Genomic DNA, 20,959 nt, shown 5'->3' on the forward strand with positions numbered 1-20,959 from the left:
GGAGCTGGCGGCGGTGGACCCGGCCGCGCTGCTGGCCGCGCAGAGCGCCGTGACGGCCGGGGGCTCCCCGCTGACCGGCGGGCACGCCTTCGCGCTGGTGGTGGACGGCGAACTGCTGCCCCGCGACCCGCTGGAGGCCCTGCTCGACGGGGCGGCGGCGGACGTCGGGCTGCTGATGGGCTCGACCACCGAGGAGTACCGGCTGTGGTTCGTGCCGAGCGGGCTGACCGCCCGGCTCTCCCGTACGAGGCTGCGGCTGGCGCTGCTGCGGTTCCGGGTGCCGCGCGCCACCGTCCGTACGTACCGCGCCAACCGGCCCGGCGCCACGCGCGGCGAGCTGCTCGGCGCGCTGGCCACCGATGTGCTGCTGCGGGTGCCGCTGAACCGGCTGGCCGACGCGCGCGCCCCCGGCAGCACGCATCTGTACGAGTTCGGCTGGCCGTCCCCGGTGGAGGGGCTCGGGGCCTGCCACGGGCTGGAGATCGGCTTCGTCTTCGACACCCTGCACACCCCGGACGCCGTCGCGCTCGCGGGGTACGACGCGCCGCGGGAGCTGGCCGGCTCGATGCACGCGGCGTGGGTGCGGTTCGCGGCGTCCGGTGATCCCGGCTGGCCGGGGTGGGACGCCTCGCGCCCGGTGATGCGCTTCGGGCCCGGTGCCCCGGCGGTGGTCCGGGCCCCGCGCGACGACGAACTGCGCGGCTGGCCCCCGTACCGGCGGGGCGGGCGCCGGGACACCCCGTGAGCAGGGGTGTCCGGCGGCGGCTCAGCCCTTGTTCTGCGCGGCCCAGAACTCGTCGAAGGTGAGGAGCCCGTCGCCGTTGGTGTCGTGCGAGTTGATCACGGCCTGGGCGACCGGCTCGGTGACATAGGGGTCACCCAGCTGGGCCATGACGCTCTTGTACTCGGCAGCCGAGATCAACCCGTCGCCGTTCAGGTCGTACCGCTCGAACGCCTTGCGCGCCGACTCGATGTCCGCCATTGTTCCGCCCCCTTCGTAGGACTGTCTGACGGCGCCCAGATTATCCGGCGCCCCGCGCGGCCCGTACGGCGGCCGGTCGGTTCCGTCGGCAGCCGCTGTCCACATCGTGGATGATCAAAAGAACATGCCGGAGCATTCATGAATATTCATGGATTTGCAGGCAAGTGACCCAACACACCTACATTTCACTTCTAAAGTGTCTGCTTTTGTCGCTGAATGGGGGGTTTACGCCTTTGGCCAGGGAGGCGTCCCTCTGTCATAGTCGATGTCACGACCCCCTCCGACCCGAGCCAGGTCGTCACAAGCGGCCGTGAACACACCCCCCATTTCACGGCCCCCCACAGAAGCCCCCGAGGCGCCGCACCACGGCCATTCCGGGGGCTTCTGCGTTCCCGGGTCAGGGCGGTGTGCGCGCGTCCCGTCAGGGGCGGGGTCAGCGGTCGGAGATGCGCATCTCGAACCAGGTGGTCTTGCCGCGCGGTAAGAGGTCCACGCCCCAGCGGTCGGAGAGCTTGTCCACGAGCATCAGGCCGCGCCCGCTGATGTCCGTCTCGCGGACCGGCATCAGACAGGGCAGCCCCCGGGAGGGGTCGCGCACCTCGATCCTGATCCAGCCCCGGCGGCGCAGCATGCGTAACCCGAAGACGCGGGCGCCGGTGTGGCGCACGGCGTTCCCGACGAGTTCGGAGACGAGCAGCACGGCGTGTTCGGCGGCCTGCGGGGAGAGCGCCCACTGGTGCAGGATGACGCACCCGGTGAGCCGCCGGGCGGTGGCCGCGGACTCCGGGCGGGAGGGCAGCCGCACTTCTTCCTCCGTCGGGTTTCCGAACAACTCCAGCGCTTTGAACGCCTGTTCGTCCTCGACGGCCGGCAATCTCCGTGCCGCTGTCGCGCTGCTGCGCGGTCGCGGCTGCTCCACACCCTCCAGGCCCGCCATGCACACCATCATGGCCGCCCGACGGGCCCTCCGGGGCCGTTCCTGGGGAATCCCCGACCGCCGATCAGCCCTCCCCCGAGCGGCATCCGACATATGCCAGCGGCATGACGCGGCCCGGAATCCTGGCTCTGACCTGCGGCGACGATGCCCCTTTCCGCGTACACGCGGACGGGGGCCCCAGCGGTTCCCGAGGGGCCCCCGAGCCCGCGCCAATCCGCCCGCACGGATGAACGCGCCCGCGCGCGTTCTCACCGGGTGTTCGGTCAGAGGAACTTCGCCTTGCCCGGACCCTCCTCCACGAAGCTGCGCATGCCGCGCTCGCGGTCCTCGGTGGCGAACAGGCCCGCGAACCAGGTCCGCTCGATGGTGAGCCCCGTGTCGATGTCCGTCTCCAGTCCGGCGTCCACGGCCTCCTTGGCCGCGCGCAGGGCCAGCGCGGGGCCCTTGGCCAGCCGGGCCGCCCAGGCGTGCGCCTGCTCGTACACCTCGGCGGCGGGCACCACGCGGTCCACCAGGCCCATGGTCAGGGCCTCGTCCGCCTTGACGTGGCGGCCGGTGAAGATGAGGTCCTTGGCCTTGGCGGGGCCCACCAGGCGGGCGAGCCGCTGGGTGCCGCCGGCGCCCGGGATGAGGCCGAGCAGGATCTCCGGCTGGCCGAGCTTCGCGTTGTCCCCGGCGATCCGGAAGTCCGCGCAGAGGGCCAGTTCGCAGCCGCCGCCGAGCGCGTAGCCGGTGACGGCCGCGACGACGGGCTTGGGGATGCGGGCCACGGCGGTGAAGGAGTCCTGGAGGGCCTTGGAGCGCAGCACCATCGCCGCGTGGTCCATGGCCTGCATCTCCTTGATGTCCGCGCCGGCCGCGAACACCTTCTCGCCGCCGTAGAGCACCACGGCCCTGATGTCGTCGCGCCGGGACGCCTCCTCGGCCAGTTCGCGCAGCCGGTCCTGGGTCGCGACGTCCAGGGCGTTCATCGGCGGGCGGTCCAGCCGGATGGTGCCGACGCCGCCGCTTGCTTCGAGGGTTACGGTCATGGGAGGCAGGTTAACCGGCGCTAACTCCGAAGGCACCGGCCGGGGCGCGGGACGCGGGCGGGCCCGGCACCGGATGTCCGGTGCCGGGCCCGCCGTGCGGTTACCGAGCGGTGGTCAGGCGGTCCACTCCGACCAGCTCATGTTCCAGCCGTTGAGGCCGTTGTCCGGCTGGATCGTCTTGTCCTGGGAGTTCTTCACGACGACGACGTCACCGATGAGCGAGTTGTCGAAGAACCAGGCCGCCGGCATCTTCGAGTCGCCACCGCCGCGCACGTCCTGGAGGCCGACGCAGCCGTGGCTGGTGTTGGCGTGGCCGAAGACACCGGGCCCGCCCCAGTAGTTGCCGTGGATGAAGGTGCCCGAGGTGGACAGGCGCATCGCGTGCGGCACGTCCTTGATGTCGTACTCGCCGCCGAAGCCGACGGTGTCACCGTTCATCCGGGTGACCCGCAGCTTCTCGCTGATGACCATCTGGCCGTTGTACGTGGTGGTGGCCGGGGCGCCCGCCGAGATCGGGATGTCCTTGATCTGCGTGCCGTCGCGGACGACCTTCATCCGGTGCGACTTCGCGTCGACGGTGCTGACCTGGCTGCGGCCGATGGTGAACGAGATGGTCTTGGCCTGCTTGCCGTAGACGCCGGGCCGGCCCTCCACGCCGTCGAGGTTGAGCTTGACGGTCACCTTGGTACCGGCGGCCCAGTACTTCTCGGGGCGGAAGTCCAGGCGGTCGTTTCCGAACCAGTGGCCCTCGACGGGCACGGCGGGTTCGGCGGTCACCTCGATGGCCTTCTCGACGGCCTCCGGGGCGGTGATGCCCCGGGTGAAGTGGATGGAGACCGGCATGCCGACGCCGACCGTCGAACCGTCCTCCGGCGTGTACTGGCCGATGAAGGTGTTCTGGGGGACGAGCGTGGTGAAGGTGGTGTCCTTCGCGGACTCGCGGCCCTTCGCGTCCTCGGCCACCGCGTGGACCTTGTACTTGGTCGCCGCCGCCAGGTGACGGTCGGGCTGCCAGCTCGCGCCGTCCGCCGCGATCGTGCCCTTGACCTCGCCGCCCTTGGGGTCCGAGACCTTGACCGCGGTCAGCTTGCCCCGTTTCGCCGTGATCTTCAGGGCGCCGCTGGTGGCGACGTCGTCGGCGCCGTCCCCGGGCGCCACGGTCACCACGGCCTGCGAGGCGCTGGTGTCCTGCTCCGCGACCCCGCCCGCCTTGGCGGACCCCGCCTTGCCGCCGTCGGCGCCGCCCCCGCCGCACGCCGTCACCAGCAGCAGCAGCGCGCCCATGGCCAGCGCCGGCAGACCGGTGGCTCTGCGCACCCGCCGTCCGCCGCCCGCCCCGGCCGACGTCCCCGATATCGGCTGCCCGTTCAATGTGGTCGTCTCCCCTCACACGGCCTGGCCCCGCCAAGGCCCCGGGAACCCGTGGGTTCCCGCCCCCGCGCGCTGCACCTGCGCGCTCATTGAAGAGATAATCACACCGACTGTGGGCAGATCGCCCCGGAAATGTCACCGTTCCGTTCCAAGTGTCAGCGCAGCGCGGAGCCCGCCCGCCACCGGCTCCAGCCGAGGTTCCAGCCGCCCAGTCCGTTGTCCGGCGAGACCGTCCGGTCCCGCGAGTTGACGACCTCGACCACGTCCCCGACGAGGGTGCGGTCGAAGAACCAGCCGGCCGGCGTCGAACCGCTGCCGCCCCGCACGTCGCGCAGCCCGATGCAGCCGTGGCTCACGTTGGAGGAGCCGAACACCTCGTCGTCGGACCAGTAGTTGCCGTGGAGGAAGGTGCCGGACCCGGTGAGCCGGATCGCGTGCGGCACGTCCTTGATGTCGTACTCGCCGCCGAAGCCGACGGTGTCGCCGTTCATGCGCGTCACCTCGTGCATCTCGCTGACCACCATCCGCCCGTTGTACGTGCTGGTGGAATCGGAGCCCGCGGTGACCGGGAGCGTGGAGACCAGTTCGCCGTCGCGGCGCACCTCCATCGTGTGCGCGGCGGCGTCCACCCGGGAGATCTGCTCCCGGCCCACCGTGAACCGCACGGTCTTGTCCTGGCTGCCGTACACCCCCGGCGCGCCCTCCACGTCGCGCAGCCCGATGTCCACCGTGACCTCGGTGCCCGGCTCCCAGTACGCGGCCGGGCGGAAGTCCAGCCGGCTCCGGCCGAACCAGTGCCCCGCGACGGCCACCGGCGGATCGGCGGTCACCCGGATCGCCCGCTCCACCGCCGCCCGCCGGGTCACCGGGTGGCTGAACTCGAACGACACGATCATCCCGGTCCCGACCGTCGCGCGGTTCTCCGGCTTGAAGTAGCCGATGAAGCGGTGCTCGGGGACGGCCGTGGTGAAGGTGGTGTGCCGGGCGACGCGGTGGCCGGCGCCGTCCACCGCCACCGCGTCCACGGCGTACTTCGCGGCGAGGCCCAGCCGCGTCCCCTTGGCCGGCGCCCAGGAACGGCCGTCCCCGGCGAGGGCGCCCGGCACGTCCCGCTTCCGCGCGTCCTCGATCCGCCGCACCCGGACGCTCTCCAGCCGCCCGTCCGGCACCCGCACCTCCAGCGGGCCGTCCGCGGGGACGTCCTCGGCCCGGTCGGCGGGGACGATCCGGATCGCCTCCCGCGACCCCGACTTCCCGCCCATGAACGAACCGGTGCCCGAGCACCCGGTGAGCAGGGTCAGCAGGACCAGTACGGCGAGCAGCACCGGCCCGGCCGGTGCGGCGGTCCGGTGCGCCGCCGCCTTCTTCGCTACGTGATTCATGACCCGCCAACGACGGATGCGGGCCGGGGGAAACGTCGATGCGGGCCGTCCGGGCGGGGGCGCCTCAGCCCAAGATGCCCCGGTCGTAGCCGGTGGCGACGGCGGCGGCCCGGTCCTTGACGCCCAACTTGGCGAAGAGATGGGTGAGATGGGTCTTCACGGTGGCCTCGCTGATGAACAGTTCGGCGGCGATCTCCCGGTTGGACATGCCGCGCGCGACGAGCGTCAGCACCTCGCGCTCGCGGGCGGACAGGGTGTCGTTGCCGGGGGCGGCCGGGGAGCGGACCGCCGAGACGAGCCGGGAGGCCACGGCGGGCGACAGGACGGTACGGCCCTCGGCGGCGGCCCGGACGGCGGTGAACAGCTCCTCGCGGGGCGCGTCCTTGAGGAGGTAGCCGGTCGCGCCCGCCTCGATCGCGGGCAGGGTGTCGGAGTCGGTGTCGTACGTGGTGAGGACGAGGACCCTGGAGCGGGCGCCGCGCCGGGTCAGCTCGGTGATCGCGGCGACCCCGCCGCCGCCCGGCATCCGCAGGTCCATCAGCACCACGTCGGGGTCGAGCCGGGCGGCCATCTCGACGCCCTCGATCCCGTCGGCCGCCTCGCCGAGCACCCGGAACTCCGGCGCCGCGGCGAACATTCCGCGCAGCCCGTCCCGGACGACGGGGTGGTCGTCGACGACGATCAGGGTGATGACGCGTGCGGGCTCCCGGTCCATGCGGCCCACCGTACGGGACGGGTTCAGGCGTGCGGCACCATGGGTACGCGGGCGCAGATCGCCGTACCGAGGCCCGGTCCCGTCTCCACCTCGACGGTGCCCGCGATGCGTTCGGCGCGCGAGCGCATGCCGCCGAGCCCGAAGCCGCCGGCGCCCCGGTACGGGGGCAGCGCGGCCGGGTCGAAGCCGCGTCCGTCGTCGCGCACGTCGAGGGTGATCTCGTCGCCCATGTACGACAGGGTGACCCCGGCCCGCGAGGCCACCGCGTGCCGGCCGGCGTTGGCGAGGGCCTCCTCGGCGATGCGCAGCAGGGTGGCGCCGACCTCGTCGTGCAGGGGGGCGACGGTGCCGGTGACGGTGAAGTCGGCGCGGACCCCGGTGCGTTCGGACCAGGTGGTGACCGTCTTGCGCAGGGCGCCGGGCAGATCGTCCTCCTCCAGGGCGCCGGGGAGCAGGTTGTGCACCGAGCGGCGGGCCTCGCCGAGGCTGTGCCGGGCGAGGTCGGCGGCGCGCGCGACGTGTTCGCGGGCGAGCGCGGGGTCGGTGTCGGCGGTGGAGGTGGCGGCCTGGAGCTGGGCGATGATGCCGGTGAGGCCCTGGGCGATGGTGTCGTGGATCTCGGCGGCCAGCCGGCGCCGTTCGTCGGCGACGCCGGCCTCGCGGGCCTGGACGAGGAGCTGGGCGTGGAGTCCGGCGTTCTCCACGAGGGCCTGTTCCAGGCGGGCGTTGGCGGTCTCCAGGGCGGTGATGGTGGCGGTCCTGGCCCGCTCCTGGTCGGCCTCCCGGTCCCCGATCTTGGCGAAGATCATGGTCAGGGTGACGTGGACGGCCAGCACGACGCCGAAGACGACCCAGTTCAGCGCGGTGGCGGGCGGCAGGGGGCTGCCGCTCTGGGCCCCCGCCATGATGACGGCGACGGCGAGCAGTCCGGGCCGGACGCCGCGGCACGGGAGCACCCGCGCGGCGTCGAAGTAGCCGAGCACCGCGTAGATGGAGAAGAAGGGGTTGCACCAGGTGAGCCCGAAAGCCAGCAGGGTGCGGACGGTGAAGTAGCCGGCGCCGGTGCGCGGTGAGGCCCCCGTGGCCGCGCGGGACCACCACAGCTGGAGCGCCAGGGCCGCCGGCAGGAGCACGGCGGCGACGCGTTCGTCGGTCGGGGTCATCAGGAACGGCCGGGAGACCGCGGAGACGAGGGTGGCGAGGGCGAGCAGCCCGTACGGCCCGTACCGGAAGAACCGGCCCCACCACTGCTCGGCCGTCGTGACCTGTGCGCTCATGCGGTCCAGTCTCTCCCGCACCCCCGCTCCCCCTCTACTGCCAGCGGAAGCGGCGGACGGCGGTCCAGCCGGCGGCGAGCGTCCAGGCGGCGACCGCGCCCAGGTGGACCCAGTCCGGCCAGCCGCCCCGGGTGGCCTGGTCCAGGGCCTGGGACGCGGCGCCGAAGGGGGTGGCCTGGACGATGTGGCGGAGCGCCTCGGGCATGGCCTGGACGGGCACCCAGACGCCCGCGGTGAACATCATCGAGAAGTAGACGACCGAGCCGACGGTCGCGGCGATCTTGGTCGTCCGGGAGACGGCGCAGATCACCGAGCCGATGGCGAGGACGCAGGCGACCGCGAGCAGCAGCGCGAGCAGGTAGCCGAACGGCTGGCCGGGCAGCCGCACCCCGTACGCGATCCGGCCGACCGCGACGACCAGCAGCGAGGAGGCGAGCGCGGCGGCGCCGTGCAGCGCGATCTGCGCGCCCAGCAGCGCGGAGGGCGGTACCGGGGTGGTGGACATGCGGCGCAGGATGCCGCGTTCGCGGTAGCCGGTCAGGACCGGGGGCATGGCCTGGAGCCCGGCCATGATCAGGGCGAGCAGCACCGAGACCGGGACGTACAGGTCGATGACCCGCCGGCCGCCGAGCCCGTCGTCGTGCTCCCGGAAGGAGGGGACGAAGCCGAGGATCGCCAGGAGCACGGTCGGGAAGACGACGATCCAGAACAGGTTGCCGGGTTCGCGCAGGAAGAGCCGGGTCTCCGCCCTGAGGACGGCGCGGTAGGCGCCGGGCAGGCCGGTGCGAGACGCGGCGGGGGCGGTGGATGCGGTGGGTGCGGTGGGTGTGGTGGGTGAGGTGGCCATCTCAGGATGCCCGTTCTGTGAGTCCGCGCCCCTCGGCGGGGCCGGTGAGGTCGAGGAAGGCGTCGTCGAGGGTGGCCTCGGAGACGCGGAGGCGGTGGGCGGTGACGCCGAGCCGGGCCAGCAGCGAGATGACGGCGTTGACGGTCTCGTCGGTGCCGTGGACGAGGACCCGGCCGTCCCGGGTCTCGCGGGAGACCGCGCCGGGCAGGGCGGCGAGTTCGGCCTCGGGCAGCGGTGCGGAGGGCGTGAACGAGATGGCCGTGGCCCCGGCCGTGCCGGCCACGAGTCCGGTCGGGGTGTCGAGGGCGACGACGCGCCCCCGGTCGATGACGGCGATGCGGTCGCAGAGGCGCTGGGCCTCCTCCATGAAGTGGGTGACGAGCACGACGGTGACGCCGCCGTCGCGGATGTCCTCGATCAGCTGCCAGGTGTCGCGCCGGGCGCGCGGGTCCAGACCGGTGGTCAGCTCGTCCAGGATGACGACGCGGGGCCGGCCGACGAGGGCGAGCGCGATGGATAGCCGCTGCTTCTGGCCGCCGGAGAGCCGCTGGAAGCGGGTGTCCAGCTTCTCGTGCAGGCCGAGCCGTTCGGCGAGCGGGCGCCAGTCGGCGGGGTCCGGGTAGAAGGCGCTGTACAGGTCGAGGGCCTCGCGCACGGTGATCTTGGGCTGGAGTTCGCTCTCCTGGAGCTGGGCGCCGAGCAGTCCGGTCACCCGGTCCCGGTCCGCGACCGGGTCGAGTCCGGCGACCCGGACGGTGCCGGCGTCGGGGGCCCGCAGTCCCGCGACGCACTCGACGGTGGTGGTCTTGCCCGCGCCGTTGGGGCCGAGAATCCCGAAGATCTCCCCCTCGTCGACGGAGAATCCGACTCCGTCGACCACGGGGCGCCCGGCGTAGACCTTGCGCACCCCGTTCACTTCGATGATTGCCATGGCACGAGTATTCGAGCGGGCGGCCGCCCCGGGTATCGGCCATCGCGCTCGAACCGGCATCCACCGATCGGTTGATGCCCTCCTACGACCCCGCGCCCGGCGGGGTCCGCCGGGTGGCCGCCGGCCGGGGAGGAACCGGCGGGATAAAACCACAGGACCGATATCCGGACGGACCGTAGGCTCCTCCCTGATGCGCCAGGAACATGTAGACCCCAAGGACCGCTCGGCCGTACGCTCCCTGCTGCGGCTGTGGCCGTACGTGCGGCCGGTGCGGGGCCGGCTGCTCGGCGCCGCCCTGGTGGCGGTCGTCGCCTCCTGTCTGGGTCTGGTGATCCCGCTCGTCCTGAAGTGGATCGTCGACGGCCCGGTCGCCGACCGCGACCCCGACGGGGTCTGGCTGGGCGCCCTGTCGCTGCTGCTCCTGGGCCTCGTCGAGGCGGTGCTGTTCGGGGTGCGGCGCTGGCTGGTGGCGCGTCCGCTGGCCGGGGTCGAGGCGACGATGCGGGCGGACCTCTACCGGCACCTGCAACGGCTCCCGGTGGCCTTCCACGACCGCTGGCCGTCCGGCCAGCTGCTGTCGCGCGGCACCGCGGACCTGGCGCTGCTGCGCATGTTCCTGGCCTTCCCGCTGACCTTCCTGCTGGTCAACGCGACCACGATCCTGGTGGGTTTCGTGGTCCTGATGTTCCAGGAGTGGACGCTGGGCCTGGTACTGCTGGCGCCGGTGGTGCCGCTGGTCATCGTGTGCTCCGTCTTCGAGGCGAAGTACGCCCGGGTGGCGCGCCGGGCCCAGGACCAGGTCGGGGACCTGACGACGGTGGTCGAGGAGAGCGTCCTCGGCATCCGCATCATCAAGGGGTTCGGCCGGCACCGCAGCCAGGCGGACGCCTTCCGGGTGCTCGCCCAGGGGCTGCGCGCCACGGAGCTGGGCAAGGCGCGGCTGCTGGCCTGGATCTGGACCCTGATCACCACGCTGCCCGAACTCGCCATCGGGGCCGCCCTGGTGCTCGGCACCGTCCAGGTCGCGGACGGCGGTCTGTCGGCGGGCACCCTGGTGGCGTTCCTGTCCACGGCGCTCGCGCTGCGCTGGCCGGTCGAGTCGATCGGCTTCCTGCTGGCGATGAGCCAGGAGGCGGCGACGGCGACCGAGCGGTTCTTCGAGGTGATGGACGTCGCCGAGGAGGCGGACGCCGCGCTCCCCGCCCCCTCCGGCGGCGCGGACCGGAAGCCGGGCGGCATCGTCTTCGAGGGCGTCGAGTTCCGCTACCCGGACGCGGAGGAGGGCTCGCCGCCCGTGCTGGCCGGGATCGATCTGCACATCCGGCCGGGCGAGACGATGGCCCTGGTCGGCGCGACGGGCTCCGGCAAGACCACGCTCACCGCGCTGGTCCCCCGGCTCTACGACGCGACCGCCGGGCGGATCACGCTGGACGGCGAGGACATCACCGCCATGCCGCGCACCCGGCTGCGGGAACTGGTGGCGGTGGCGTTCGAGGAGCCGACGCTGTTCTCCGCGACGGTCGGCGAGAACGTGCTGATGGGGGCGGCGGACGGCGGCGAGGAGGAGTTGCGGCGCGCGCTCGGCGTCGCCCAGGCCGGGTTCGTCGACGAGCTGCCGCACGGCGTGCACACGGAGGTCGGCGAGCAGGGCCTGAGCCTGTCCGGCGGCCAGCGCCAGCGCCTCGCCCTGGCCCGGGCCGTGGTGGGCCGGCCGCGCTTCCTGGTGCTGGACGACCCGCTCTCGGCGCTCGACGTGCACACGGAGGCCCTGGTGGAGGCGGCGCTGCGCCGGGTGCTCGCGGAGACCACGGCGGTGGTGGTCGCGCACCGGCCGTCCACCGTGATGCTGGCGGACCGGGTGGCGCTGCTGTCGGAGGGCCGGATCGCGGCGGTCGGCACCCACCAGGAGCTGCTGCGGACCAGCGCGGAGTACGCCTGGCTGATGTCGGGCGGGGAGCACGCGGCCGGTGCGCGGGACACCGGAGAGGCGGTCTCCGGACCCGTCGAGGACGAGGACATGGGCGCGAAGGCCCCTGCCGAGGAGGGCAGCACCCGATGACGAGCACCACGACCGGCCGCCCCGCCGAACCGGGCGACGAGCAGGACCCGGCACGCCGGGAGGCGGGGCCGCGGGAGCCGGCGCCGGAGAGCGGAGCGCAGGAGGGCGGGGCGCAGGACCCGGCGCGGGCGGGAGGTCCCGGCGATCCCTTCGACCGGGACGACCTGCCGTCCCCGCGCGGGGCCACCCGCCGGCTGCTCGCCTCGCTGCTGCGCCCGTCGCGCGGGCGGGTGGCGGTGGCCGCCCTGTACATCCTGTTGCAGCAGGCGGCGGTGCAGGCGGGCCCGCTGCTGGTGGCGTACGCCATCGACAGCGGGGTGCCCGCCTTCCGCGGCCACGACTACGGGCCGCTGATCGCGGTCGCGCTGGGCTACGCGCTCTGCTCGGTGGGCGCGGGCGCCCTCCAGTACGCGTTCATCCAGGTGTCCGCGCGGGTCAGCCAGGACGTCCTGCTCGATCTGCGCGGCCGGATCTTCCGTCACGCGCAGGCGCTGAGCGTGGACTTCCACGAGCGGTACACCTCCGGCCGGCTCATCTCGCGGTCCACCTCGGACCTGGAGGCGCTGCGGGAGCTGCTGGAGGAGGGGCTCCAGGAGCTGATCCACGTCTTCCTGTCGTTCCTGTCGATCGCCGCGGTGCTGCTCTGGCTGGACCTGGCGACGGGCGCGGCTGCCGTGCTGTCCTTCCTGCCGCTGTATCTGCTGGTGCGGCAGTACCGGCGCCGCTCCTCGGTGATCTTCACCGCCCGGTCCTCGGCGATCGCCTCGGTGATCGTGAAGTTCGCGGAGACCATGAACGGCATCCGACCCGTCCAGGCGTTCCGCCGGGAGCCGGTCAACGACGCGGTGTTCGCGGAGCTGAACGGGCGTCACCGGGAGATCAACGGCGACGCGACGCTGGAGAACGCGCGGTACGTCGTCGGCTCGCGGCTGGTCGCCAACACGGCGGTGGCCGGGATCGTGCTCTGGGGCGCGTACCGGGTGGCCTCCGGGGACCTGGCGCTCGGGGTGCTGGCCGCGGTGGTGCTGTATCTGCGGCGGCTGTACGACCCGATCGACCGGCTCAGCATGTTCCTGAACTCCTTCGAGTCCGCCGCCGCTTCGATGGCGAAGATCGCCGGGCTGCTGGCCCAGACGCCCACGGTTCCGGAGGCGGTGGAGCCGCGTGAGCTGCCGGCCCGCGCGGGCTCCCTGCCGGGCCGCGAGGTGGTGTTCGACGGGGTGAGTTTCGGCTACCGGACGGGCGGCGAGGTGCTGCCGCGCTTCGACCTGACCGTCCCGGCCGGGCAGACGGTGGCGGTGGTCGGCTCCACGGGCGCCGGCAAGTCCACGCTCGCCAAGCTGCTGGCCCGGTTCTACGACCCGTCCGCGGGGCGGGTCCTGCTGGACGGCACCGATCTGCGGGACCTGGCCACGCCCGAGCTGCGGCGGGGCGTGGTGATGGTGACCCAGGAGGCGTTCCTGTTCTCCGGGACGGTCGCGGACAACATCGCGATCGGGCGTCCGGAGGCGAGCCGCGAGGAGATCGAGCGGGCCGCGAAGGCGATCGGCGCCCATGACTTCATCACCGGGCTGCCGGACGGCTACGACACCGATGTGCGCAAGCGGGGCGGCCGGATCTCGGCCGGGCAGCGCCAGCTGGTGGCGTTCGCCCGCGCGCTGCTCGCCGACCCGGCGGTGCTGATCCTCGACGAGGCGACCAGTTCGCTGGACATCCCCGGCGAGCGCGCGGTGCAGCGGGCGATGGACACCGTGCTGCACGGCCGCACCGCCGTGGTGATCGCGCACCGGCTGTCGACCGTGGAGGTGGCGGACCGGGTGCTGGTGATGGAGCGGGGCCGGATCGTGGAGGACGGCACGCCGGAGGAACTGATCGCGGGCACGGGCCGGTTCGCCGGGCTGCACCGCGCCTGGCGCGAGAGCCTGGCCTGACCCCCTGTCTCCATATCCGCGAATTCGTTGGCAATGAAGGGGGCTCATCAGCAGCGGATGAGCAAGTCCGCGATCCCGTCGATAGTGGCTACGTCCAGCAGCTGCTGCTTCGATCTATGTGTCCTCAGTCGTGAGCTCGTAGCCTGCTTCCTCGACCGCGGCACGTACGTCCGCGGTTTCCACATCCCCGTCGCCGATCACCACAACCGTGCCGCTGTCGACATCCACCGTCACGGCGGTAACGCCGGCGATGCGTTCAAGCTCCTCGGTGACCGACTCCGCGCAATGCCCGCAGGCCATGCCCGTGACGGTGTACGTGCTCTTGGTCATGACTCTGCCTCTTCATGCTCGCCGCTGCCGTCCACGGGAACAGTGCGGGTGGTCATGTGCGCCTCACACATACGCCCGTCGGGGGCGAACCGGCCGAAGAAGTAGACCTCGATGGCGAGGTTTTTGCCGCGCTGGGAGGAGTTCAGGGTGTAGCGAGCGGCGAGCCGGTCGCCGTCGGCGACGGCCTCGTGCACCTCCATGCGGATGGTGGGCCGGTTCTTGCGGACCGGGCGGGCATGCGCGACGAGCTTGTCGCGGTCCATCCGGTGTCCGTCGGCGATCTCGACGATGTCCGGGGTGTGATAGCGGTCGACGATCAGCGCCGCGTCCTCGTCCGTCTGCAGCAAGTCCTTGGTGAAGGAGGTGAAGAAGTCGGCGATGAACTGCTTGGGGTCGGTGTTGTCGAGTGGGCTCATGTCACTCCCGCCGGTCCGGTGCTCACGCTCGATCTTTTACACACTGTAAGATATGCAGGCTCCGATAAGTTTGGCAACATGTAAGAGATGATGTCTTCCCCCGCCCGAAACCGCCGTGCTGACGCCCGCCGCAGCAGGGCCGCCATCCTGGATGCCGCAACCCGGGTCCTCAACGCCGAACCCGACGCCGGCCTGGAGGCGATCGCCGGCGCTGCGGGCGTGACCCGCCCGACCGTCTACGCGCACTTCCCCTCACGGGAGCAGTTGCTGCTGGCCGTGGTCGAGCGGATCACCGACGAGGCCGTCGCCGCCATGGACGCCGCCGACCTCGAGACCGCCCCCGCCGCAGACACCCTGATGCGCATACTCGACGCCGGCGCACAGGTGACCGGGCGCTACCCCGTACTGCTTCAGCTGATCAGCGCCCACCCCGTCAGCCCGGAGGCCGACCACGACCGGCACACGCCCGTCGCCGACCGGATCAGAAGGGTGATCCAACGCGGTCGGCAGACCGGAGAGTTCGACGACCGGCTCCCCGTCGACTGGCTGGTCGCGGCGACCATCAGGCTCGGCCATGCTGCGAGCGAGGAGCAGGACGCCGGCCGGCTGTCCGCCCCGGCTGCACAGGATGCCCTCCGCATCAGCCTTCTCCGCATGCTCGGCGCCACCGCACAAGCGGATTCCTCACGTCGGCCTCGGTGAGCGCATCGAGCTGCCCCCGCCTCACGCTTCCGGGCCGACCACGCTCATAGGCCGGACCGCCACCATCGAGGACATCCCTCTACTGCCGCCGAGGCCGGCAACCGCTACACATGGTGACCGCCACGACAGCCCGGCGGGGATGCGCTCCCTACACGCTTCCCGCCCGTCCGTTCGGTCGTTTGATCATCGAACGGACGGGCGAGAATGCGCCACACCCGCTCCCCGTCTCGACAGGTGGGAACTTTCCGGCTGCACGCATTCCCTTCGCACCCCGGAAACACGCGCGTCATCCCGGAAGACCCCGGAGGCCAAGGAGGCAGGGGGCCTTCCGGAGGGTGCGCGGCACCCCTGCGTGAAGGTCGCGGAAACGTCCGCTTAACGAACACACCTGATCCGGCAACGAACGAATTCCGGCCAAGTTGTTGACGCGCCCCTGACAGAAGTGGCCGACTCCTGACACTCTTCACCCCGTTCCGCGCACTGCTTGCTTGCCCGGCCGGCTCACCCAGCCGCCGGTACCCCCCTCGCAGAAGGAGTCCGCGTGAGATCCACGCACAGCCGTCGTGCCACCGCGACCGGCGCCCTGATAGCCGCCGCAGCCCTCCTCGCCGTGGGAGTCCAGTCCGGAACGGCCTCGGCCGCCCCGGACAACGGCACCGCCAAGTCCGCCACCGCCTCCAAGGCGAACCCCGGCGCCCTGCCCAAGCAGCTCTCGCCCTCCCAGCGCGCCGAGCTGATCCGCGAGGCCAACGCGAGCCGGGCCGCCACGGCCAAGGAACTCGGTCTCGGCGCCAAGGAGAAGCTCGTCGTCCGCGACGTCGTCCAGGACCGCGACGGCACCACCCACACGCGTTACGAGCGCACCTTCGACGGGCTGCCCGTCCTCGGCGGCGACCTGGTCGTCCAGGAGACGAAGTCCGGCGCCACCAAGAGCGTCGTCAAGGCGTCCAAGGCCACCGCCGCCCAGCTGAAGGCCGTCGACACGGTCGCGGAGGTCGGCCCGGCCGTCGCCACCAAGCAGGCGCTCGGCGCGGCGAAGGCGGCCGGCTCGGACAAGGCGGAGGCCGACCGGGCCCCCCGCAAGGTCGTCTGGATGGCCTCCGGCACCCCGCAGCTCGCCTACGAGACCGTGGTCGGCGGCCTCCAGGAGGACGGCACCCCGAACGCGCTGCACGTCATCACCGACGCCACCAGCGGAGCGAAGCTCTTCGAGTGGCAGGCGATCGAGAACGGCGTCGGCAACACCGAGTACAGCGGCCAGGTCACCCTGGGCACCTCCGGGTCCTCCGGCTCGTACAACCTGACCGACACCGCCCGCGGCAGCCACAAGACGTACAACCTGAACCACGGGACGTCCGGCAAGGGCACCCTGTTCTCCGGCTCCGACGACGTCTGGGGCAACGGCAGCGCCTCGAACGCCGAGACCGCCGCGGCCGACGCCCACTACGGCGCGGCCGAGACCTGGGACTACTACAAGGAGGTCCACGGCCGCTCCGGCATCCGGGGCGACGGCGTCGGCGCGTACTCCCGCGTCCACTACGGCAACAACTACGTCAACGCCTTCTGGGACGACAGCTGCTTCTGCATGACGTACGGCGACGGCAGCGGCAACGCCAACCCGCTGACCTCGCTGGACGTGGCCGCCCACGAGATGAGCCACGGCGTCACCTCCAACACCGCCGGCCTGGTCTACAGCGGTGAGTCCGGCGGCCTCAACGAGGCCACCAGCGACATCTTCGCCACCGCCGTCGAGTTCTACGCCAACAACGCCACCGACAAGGGCGACTACCTCATCGGCGAGAAGATCGACATCAACGGCGACGGCACGCCGCTGCGCTACCAGGACAAGCCCAGCCGTGACGGGGCGTCCAAGGACTCCTGGTACTCGGGCATCGGCAACATCGACGTGCACTACTCGTCGGGCCCGGCCAACCACTTCTTCTACCTGCTGTCCGAGGGCAGCGGCGCGAAGACCATCAACGGCGTCAACTACGACTCCCCGACCTCGGACGGCCTGCCGGTGACCGGCATCGGCCGCGCCAAGGCCGAGCAGATCTGGTTCAAGGCGCTCACCACGAAGTTCACCTCCACCACCAACTACGCGAGTGCCCGCACCGGCACGCTCGCGGTGGCCGGTGAGCTGTACGGCACCAGCAGCGCCGAGTACAAGTCGGTGGCCGACGCCTGGGCCGCGATCAACGTGGGCTCCCGCCCCGGCGGCGACACCGACCCCGGTGACGGCACCGTCTTCCAGAACACCACCCCGGTGACCATCCCGGACGCCGGCGCGGCCGTCACCAGCTCGGTCACCGTCACGGGCCGCTCCGGCAACGCGCCCAGCGCCCTCAAGGTCGGCGTGGACATCACCCACAGCTGGCGCGGCGACCTGGTCATCGACCTGATCGCCCCGGACGGCACCGCGTACCGGCTGAAGAACGCCTCGTACTACGACTCGGCGGACGACGTGAAGACCACGTACACCGTCAACGCCTCCTCGGAGACCGCCAACGGCACCTGGAAGCTCCGCGTCCAGGACGTCTACTCGGTCTACGGCGGCACCATCAACAGCTTCAAGCTGACCTTCTGACGCACCACGGGTCACCGCATGACCCGCCGCTGACACGGAACCGCCCGGAGGAAGTCCATCCCCCTCCGGGCGGTTCCGCCATGCCGGGCCCCGGTCAGCGCAGCAGCACCCCGCCGCCCTCGTTCGCGGTCCCGGCGGGCTGGGCGACCAGGCCGAGTTCGGCGCCGCAGGACAGCAGCCGGTGCGCGGGCAGCACCCGCACCGTGTAGCCGTACGGCCCCGTACGGTCCAGCGCGAGCGGGCCCTCGTACAGCCAGTGGCCCTCCAGGTCCTGGCCGCCCGCCGGCTTCAGCGGGAAGACCTGCGCGTCGGTGATCGCGTCGGCCGCGTCCACCCGCCCGGCCACCGCCTGCACCTCCACGTCCTGCGGCGCCAGCGCCCCGAGCGAGATCCGCACCCGCAGCCCCAGCATGGAGCCCAGCTCCGCCGTCGTACCGGAGCCGGTCGGCGTCACCGTCTCCACGTGGTCCACCGCCACCCCCGGCCAGGCCGCCCGGACCTTCCCCTTCCAGGCCGCCAGCTCCCGCGAACGGGCCGGGTCCATGGCGCGCTGCGCCGCCGCGGCGGGGGCGTACAGCCGCTCGACGTACTCCGCGACCATCCGGTCCGCGAGGACCCGGGGCCCCAGAGTGCCGATCGTGGCCCGCACCATCTCGATCCAGCGGCCGGGCAGCCCCTCCTCGTCCCGCTCGTAGAAGTGCGGCGCGATCCGGTCCTCGACCAGCTCGTACAGGGCGCCCGCCTCCAGGTCGTCGCGCCGGTCCTCGTCCAGCGCGGCGCCCTCGGCCGTCGGGATCGCCCAGCCGAAGTCCGGCTCGAACCACTCGTCCCACCAGCCGTCCAGCACGGACAGGTTGAGGCAGCCGTTGAGTGCGGCCTTCATCCCGCTCGTCCCGCACGCCTCCAGCGGGCGCAGCGGATTGTTCAGCCAGACGTCGCAGCCCGGGTAGAGCTTCTGGGCCATCGCCATGCCGTAGTCGGGCAGGAAGACGATGCGGTGGCGGACCCGCGCGTCGTCGGCGAACCGCACCAGCTCCTGGACGAGCCGCTTCCCGCCGTCGTCGGCCGGATGGGCCTTGCCCGCGACGACGATCTGGACCGGGCGCTGCGGGTGCAGCAGCAGCCCGCGCAGCCGGTCGCGGTCGCGCAGCATGAGCGTCAGCCGCTTGTACGAGGGGACGCGGCGGGCGAAGCCGATGGTCAGGACGTCCGGGTCGAGCACCCCGTCGATCCAGCCGAGTTCGGCGGGCTGGGCGCCCCGGTGCCGCCAGGAGGCGTGCAGCCGCTGCCGCACCTCGTCCACGAGCTGTCCGCGCAGGGTGCGGCGCAGGTCCCACAGCCGGCGGGCGGGGAGGTCGGCGACGGAGTCCCAGCGGCCGGGCGCACAGCCGGACTCGGCGCGCAGCCGCAGGACCTCGGGGGCGACCCAGGTGGGCGCGTGGACGCCGTTGGTGACGGAGGTGATGGGCACCTCGGGGGCGTCGAAGCCCGGGTAGAGGCCGGCGAACATCTCCCGGCTGACCCGGCCGTGCAGGGTGGAGACCCCGTTGGCGCGCTGGGCGAGCCGCAGTCCCATCACCGCCATGTTGAAGACGCCCGGATCGCCACCGGGGTAGGTCTCGGTGCCCAGGTCCAGCACCCGGTCGGCGGGGACACCGGGCAGTTCGCCGTCCTCGCCGAAGTGGCGGGCGACCAGGGCCCGCTCGAACCGGTCGATGCCGGCCGGGACCGGGGTGTGGGTGGTGAAGACGGTGCCGGCCCGGACGGACTCGACCGCGGCGTCGAAGTCGAGGCCGGTGACGGCCAGCTCGCGGACGCGCTCCAGGCCGAGGAAGCCGGCGTGGCCCTCGTTGGTGTGGAAGACCTCGGGGGCGGGGTGGCCGGTGAGCCGGCAGTACGCGCGCACGGCGCGGACGCCGCCGATGCCGAGGAGCATCTCCTGGAGCAGCCTGTGCTCGCTGCCGCCGCCGTAGAGCCGGTCGGTGACCTCGCGTTCGCCGGGGGCGTTCTCCTCGACGTCGGAGTCGAGCATGAGCAGCGGGACCCGGCCGACGTGGGCCCGCCAGATCTGGGCGTGCAGGGCGCGTCCGCCGGGCAGGGCCAGGACGACCTGGGCGGGGGTGCCGTCGGGCTCGCGGATCAGGGTGAGCGGCAGCTCGTTGGGGTCGAGGACGGGGTAGTGCTCCTGCTGCCAGCCGTCCCTGGACAGGGTCTGCCGGAAGTAGCCGTGGCGGTAGAGCAGGCCGACGCCGATCAGGGGCACGCCCAGGTCGCTGGCGGCCTTGAGGTGGTCCCCGGCGAGGATGCCGAGCCCGCCGGAGTACTGGGGCAGGGCGGCGGTGACCCCGAACTCGGGCGAGAAGTAGGCGACGGCGGCGGGCAGCGCGGCGCCCCGCTCCTGCCGCTCCTGGTACCAGCGGGGGCCTTCGAGGTAGTCCCGGAGGTCGGCGGAGGCTTCGGCGAGCCGGTGCAGGAACGCTTCGTCATGGGCCAGCTCGGCGAGCCGCCCGGCGGAGACGGAGCCGAGCAGGCGGACGGGGTCGCACTCCGCCGGGGGGCCGGCCGCCGGATCGACGGCCCGGAACAGCTCGCGGGTCTCGGTGTGCCAGGACCAGCGCAGGTTCCGCGCCAGGTCGCTGAGGGGTTGGAGGGAGTCCGGGAGGACGGGACGCACGGTGAATCGACGAATGGCCTTCACGTGTTCCAGCTTTACAGGGGACCTGGGAATCGGGGCGTGACGCAGCACCGTGTGCGCCGCTCCGTCACCCCTCGGCGGGGGCCGCGTTTTCCCCGGTCCGGGAGCGCGCGGACGGATTTGGACTGCCATTCGAGTGAATGCGTGCGCAAGCGGCCCTGCCCACCCCCCATGAGGTGTCCACCGAGCGACTAGAAAGGACGCAACCCCACCCTCGCGGCGCACGCTTCTCCGTCTCCGGTTTCCGCTGCCCTTTTTTCCGGTTTCCGCTCCAGTCCCCAGGTGATTCCATGATCGGTCGCATTCCCGTCCTCGACGTCCGGCCACTCGTCGATTGCGGCAGAAGGCCCGCCAAGGCCGTCGCCGGTGAGACGTTCGAGGTCACCGCGACCGTCTTCCGGGAGGGCCACGAGGCGGTGGCGGCCAATGTGGTGCTGCGCGGTCCGGGCGGCCGGCCGGGCCCCTGGACCCCGATGCGCGAGCTGGCCCCGGGCACCGACCGCTGGGGCGCCGAGGTCACCCCGGACGCCGAGGGGCGGTGGACGTACACGGTCGAGGCGTGGAGCGACCCGGTCGCCACCTGGCTCCACACGGCGGGGATCAAGATTCCGGCGGGCATCGACACCGAGCTGACGCTGGCCGAGGGTGCCGAGCTGTACGAGCGGGCCGCCGGGGGCGTGCCGAAGCGGGACGGGCGGGAGGCGGTGCTGGCCGCGGTGGACGCGCTGCGCGACCTGTCCCGGCCGGCCGGGGAGCGGCTGGCGGC

Annotated in this window: 18 protein-coding genes; 6 read left to right on the forward strand and 12 right to left on the reverse strand. The window is 72.5% G+C overall.

Annotation, left to right across the window (positions count from 1 at the left end; all coding sequences use genetic code 11):
* Positions 1 to 745: carboxylesterase family protein (locus tag MHW47_RS16205; RefSeq protein ID WP_239223950.1), on the forward strand; the 745-nt coding region annotated here is incomplete at its 5' end.
* A gap of 21 nt (positions 746 to 766) precedes the next feature.
* On the opposite strand, the gene MHW47_RS16210 is transcribed toward MHW47_RS16205, so the two are convergent.
* The 9 genes from MHW47_RS16210 to MHW47_RS16250 all read right to left on the reverse strand — a co-directional run bounded on the left by MHW47_RS16210 (position 767) and on the right by MHW47_RS16250 (position 9,473).
* Positions 767 to 982 (reverse strand): EF-hand domain-containing protein, encoded by a 216-nt coding sequence (locus MHW47_RS16210; protein ID WP_037690105.1) that lies wholly within the window; start codon positions 980 to 982, stop codon positions 767 to 769.
* Positions 983 to 1,415: 433 nt separating this feature from the next.
* Entirely contained in the window at positions 1,416 to 1,931 is a 516-nt protein-coding gene (locus MHW47_RS16215; protein WP_239223951.1) for an ATP-binding protein, read from the reverse strand.
* A 251-nt stretch (positions 1,932 to 2,182) separates the two neighbouring features.
* Positions 2,183 to 2,950, reverse strand: a complete 768-nt coding sequence (locus MHW47_RS16220; protein ID WP_239223953.1) for an enoyl-CoA hydratase/isomerase family protein — start codon at positions 2,948 to 2,950, stop codon at positions 2,183 to 2,185.
* A 114-nt stretch (positions 2,951 to 3,064) separates the two neighbouring features.
* Positions 3,065 to 4,321 carry an Ig-like domain-containing protein gene (locus MHW47_RS16225; RefSeq protein ID WP_239223955.1) on the reverse strand — a complete coding sequence of 419 codons (1,257 nt, stop codon included), beginning with the start codon at positions 4,319 to 4,321 and terminating at the stop codon, positions 3,065 to 3,067.
* A 155-nt stretch (positions 4,322 to 4,476) separates the two neighbouring features.
* Complete coding sequence (locus MHW47_RS16230) at positions 4,477 to 5,703, reverse strand: Ig-like domain-containing protein (protein WP_239223957.1); 1,227 nt, start codon at positions 5,701 to 5,703, stop codon at positions 4,477 to 4,479.
* A 64-nt stretch (positions 5,704 to 5,767) separates the two neighbouring features.
* Entirely contained in the window at positions 5,768 to 6,418 is a 651-nt protein-coding gene (locus MHW47_RS16235; protein ID WP_239223959.1) for a response regulator transcription factor, read from the reverse strand.
* 23 nt (positions 6,419 to 6,441) lie between these two features.
* On the reverse strand, positions 6,442 to 7,695 hold the full coding sequence (locus MHW47_RS16240) for a sensor histidine kinase (RefSeq protein WP_239223961.1): 1,254 nt from the start codon (positions 7,693 to 7,695) through the stop codon (positions 6,442 to 6,444).
* A gap of 34 nt (positions 7,696 to 7,729) precedes the next feature.
* The gene (locus MHW47_RS16245) at positions 7,730 to 8,542 is read right to left on the reverse strand and encodes an ABC transporter permease (RefSeq protein WP_239223963.1); all 813 of its coding nucleotides are present in this window, start codon (positions 8,540 to 8,542) and stop codon (positions 7,730 to 7,732) included.
* Between the two features lies 1 nt (position 8,543).
* Positions 8,544 to 9,473 carry an ABC transporter ATP-binding protein gene (locus MHW47_RS16250; RefSeq protein ID WP_239223965.1) on the reverse strand — a complete coding sequence of 310 codons (930 nt, stop codon included), beginning with the start codon at positions 9,471 to 9,473 and terminating at the stop codon, positions 8,544 to 8,546.
* A 190-nt stretch (positions 9,474 to 9,663) separates the two neighbouring features.
* Between MHW47_RS16250 and MHW47_RS16255 the strand changes: the two genes are divergently transcribed.
* Together MHW47_RS16255 and MHW47_RS16260 are read left to right on the forward strand one after the other, a co-directional pair.
* Positions 9,664 to 11,532 (forward strand): ABC transporter ATP-binding protein, encoded by a 1,869-nt coding sequence (locus MHW47_RS16255; RefSeq protein ID WP_239223967.1) that lies wholly within the window; start codon positions 9,664 to 9,666, stop codon positions 11,530 to 11,532.
* A complete protein-coding gene (locus MHW47_RS16260; protein WP_239223969.1) occupies positions 11,529 to 13,463 on the forward strand; it encodes an ABC transporter ATP-binding protein in 1,935 nt (644 codons plus the stop codon). Before MHW47_RS16255 ends, MHW47_RS16260 begins: the two co-directional genes overlap by 4 nt.
* Positions 13,464 to 13,577: 114 nt before the next feature.
* Here MHW47_RS16260 and MHW47_RS16265 read toward each other — a convergent pair whose 3' ends face one another.
* Both MHW47_RS16265 and MHW47_RS16270 read right to left on the reverse strand, forming a co-directional pair.
* Positions 13,578 to 13,793 carry a heavy-metal-associated domain-containing protein gene (locus MHW47_RS16265; protein WP_239223971.1) on the reverse strand — a complete coding sequence of 72 codons (216 nt, stop codon included), beginning with the start codon at positions 13,791 to 13,793 and terminating at the stop codon, positions 13,578 to 13,580.
* Positions 13,790 to 14,209 carry a nuclear transport factor 2 family protein gene (locus tag MHW47_RS16270; RefSeq protein ID WP_239223972.1) on the reverse strand — a complete coding sequence of 140 codons (420 nt, stop codon included), beginning with the start codon at positions 14,207 to 14,209 and terminating at the stop codon, positions 13,790 to 13,792. The genes MHW47_RS16265 and MHW47_RS16270 overlap by 4 nt, the downstream gene beginning before the upstream one ends.
* An 87-nt stretch (positions 14,210 to 14,296) precedes the next feature.
* Here MHW47_RS16270 and MHW47_RS16275 point away from each other — a divergent pair, with 87 nt between their 5' ends.
* On the forward strand, positions 14,297 to 14,911 hold the full coding sequence (locus MHW47_RS16275; protein ID WP_239223974.1) for a TetR/AcrR family transcriptional regulator: 615 nt from the start codon (positions 14,297 to 14,299) through the stop codon (positions 14,909 to 14,911).
* A 541-nt stretch (positions 14,912 to 15,452) separates the two neighbouring features.
* The gene (locus tag MHW47_RS16280) at positions 15,453 to 17,498 is read left to right on the forward strand and encodes a M4 family metallopeptidase (RefSeq protein ID WP_239223976.1); all 2,046 of its coding nucleotides are present in this window, start codon (positions 15,453 to 15,455) and stop codon (positions 17,496 to 17,498) included.
* Between the two features lie 94 nt (positions 17,499 to 17,592).
* Here MHW47_RS16280 and glgP read toward each other — a convergent pair whose 3' ends face one another.
* Complete coding sequence (gene glgP, locus MHW47_RS16285; protein ID WP_239223978.1) at positions 17,593 to 20,196, reverse strand: alpha-glucan family phosphorylase; 2,604 nt, start codon at positions 20,194 to 20,196, stop codon at positions 17,593 to 17,595.
* Between the two features lie 287 nt (positions 20,197 to 20,483).
* Between glgP and MHW47_RS16290 the strand changes: the two genes are divergently transcribed.
* On the forward strand, positions 20,484 to 20,959 hold a 476-nt coding region (locus MHW47_RS16290), incomplete at its 3' end, for a maltotransferase domain-containing protein (RefSeq protein WP_239223980.1).

This window comes from Streptomyces sp. OfavH-34-F, from assembly GCF_022347745.1.
Classification (GTDB): Bacteria; Actinomycetota; Actinomycetes; order Streptomycetales; family Streptomycetaceae; genus Streptomyces.

What these genes read in the sequence shown, in the direction of transcription:
- MHW47_RS16210 (WP_037690105.1), bottom strand. Translation starts at nt 982, where the DNA reads ATGGCGGACATCGAGTCGGCGCGCAAGGCGTTCGAGCGGTACGACCTG.
- MHW47_RS16215 (WP_239223951.1), bottom strand. Translation starts at nt 1,931, where the DNA reads ATGATGGTGTGCATGGCGGGCCTGGAGGGTGTGGAGCAGCCGCGACCG.
- MHW47_RS16220 (WP_239223953.1), bottom strand. Translation starts at nt 2,950, where the DNA reads ATGACCGTAACCCTCGAAGCAAGCGGCGGCGTCGGCACCATCCGGCTG.
- MHW47_RS16230 (WP_239223957.1), bottom strand. Translation starts at nt 5,703, where the DNA reads ATGAATCACGTAGCGAAGAAGGCGGCGGCGCACCGGACCGCCGCACCG.
- MHW47_RS16235 (WP_239223959.1), bottom strand. Translation starts at nt 6,418, where the DNA reads ATGGACCGGGAGCCCGCACGCGTCATCACCCTGATCGTCGTCGACGAC.
- MHW47_RS16240 (WP_239223961.1), bottom strand. Translation starts at nt 7,695, where the DNA reads ATGAGCGCACAGGTCACGACGGCCGAGCAGTGGTGGGGCCGGTTCTTC.
- MHW47_RS16245 (WP_239223963.1), bottom strand. Translation starts at nt 8,542, where the DNA reads ATGGCCACCTCACCCACCACACCCACCGCACCCACCGCATCCACCGCC.
- MHW47_RS16250 (WP_239223965.1), bottom strand. Translation starts at nt 9,473, where the DNA reads ATGGCAATCATCGAAGTGAACGGGGTGCGCAAGGTCTACGCCGGGCGC.
- MHW47_RS16255 (WP_239223967.1), top strand. Translation starts at nt 9,664, where the DNA reads ATGCGCCAGGAACATGTAGACCCCAAGGACCGCTCGGCCGTACGCTCC.
- MHW47_RS16260 (WP_239223969.1), top strand. Translation starts at nt 11,529, where the DNA reads ATGACGAGCACCACGACCGGCCGCCCCGCCGAACCGGGCGACGAGCAG.
- MHW47_RS16265 (WP_239223971.1), bottom strand. Translation starts at nt 13,793, where the DNA reads ATGACCAAGAGCACGTACACCGTCACGGGCATGGCCTGCGGGCATTGC.
- MHW47_RS16270 (WP_239223972.1), bottom strand. Translation starts at nt 14,209, where the DNA reads ATGAGCCCACTCGACAACACCGACCCCAAGCAGTTCATCGCCGACTTC.
- MHW47_RS16275 (WP_239223974.1), top strand. Translation starts at nt 14,297, where the DNA reads ATGATGTCTTCCCCCGCCCGAAACCGCCGTGCTGACGCCCGCCGCAGC.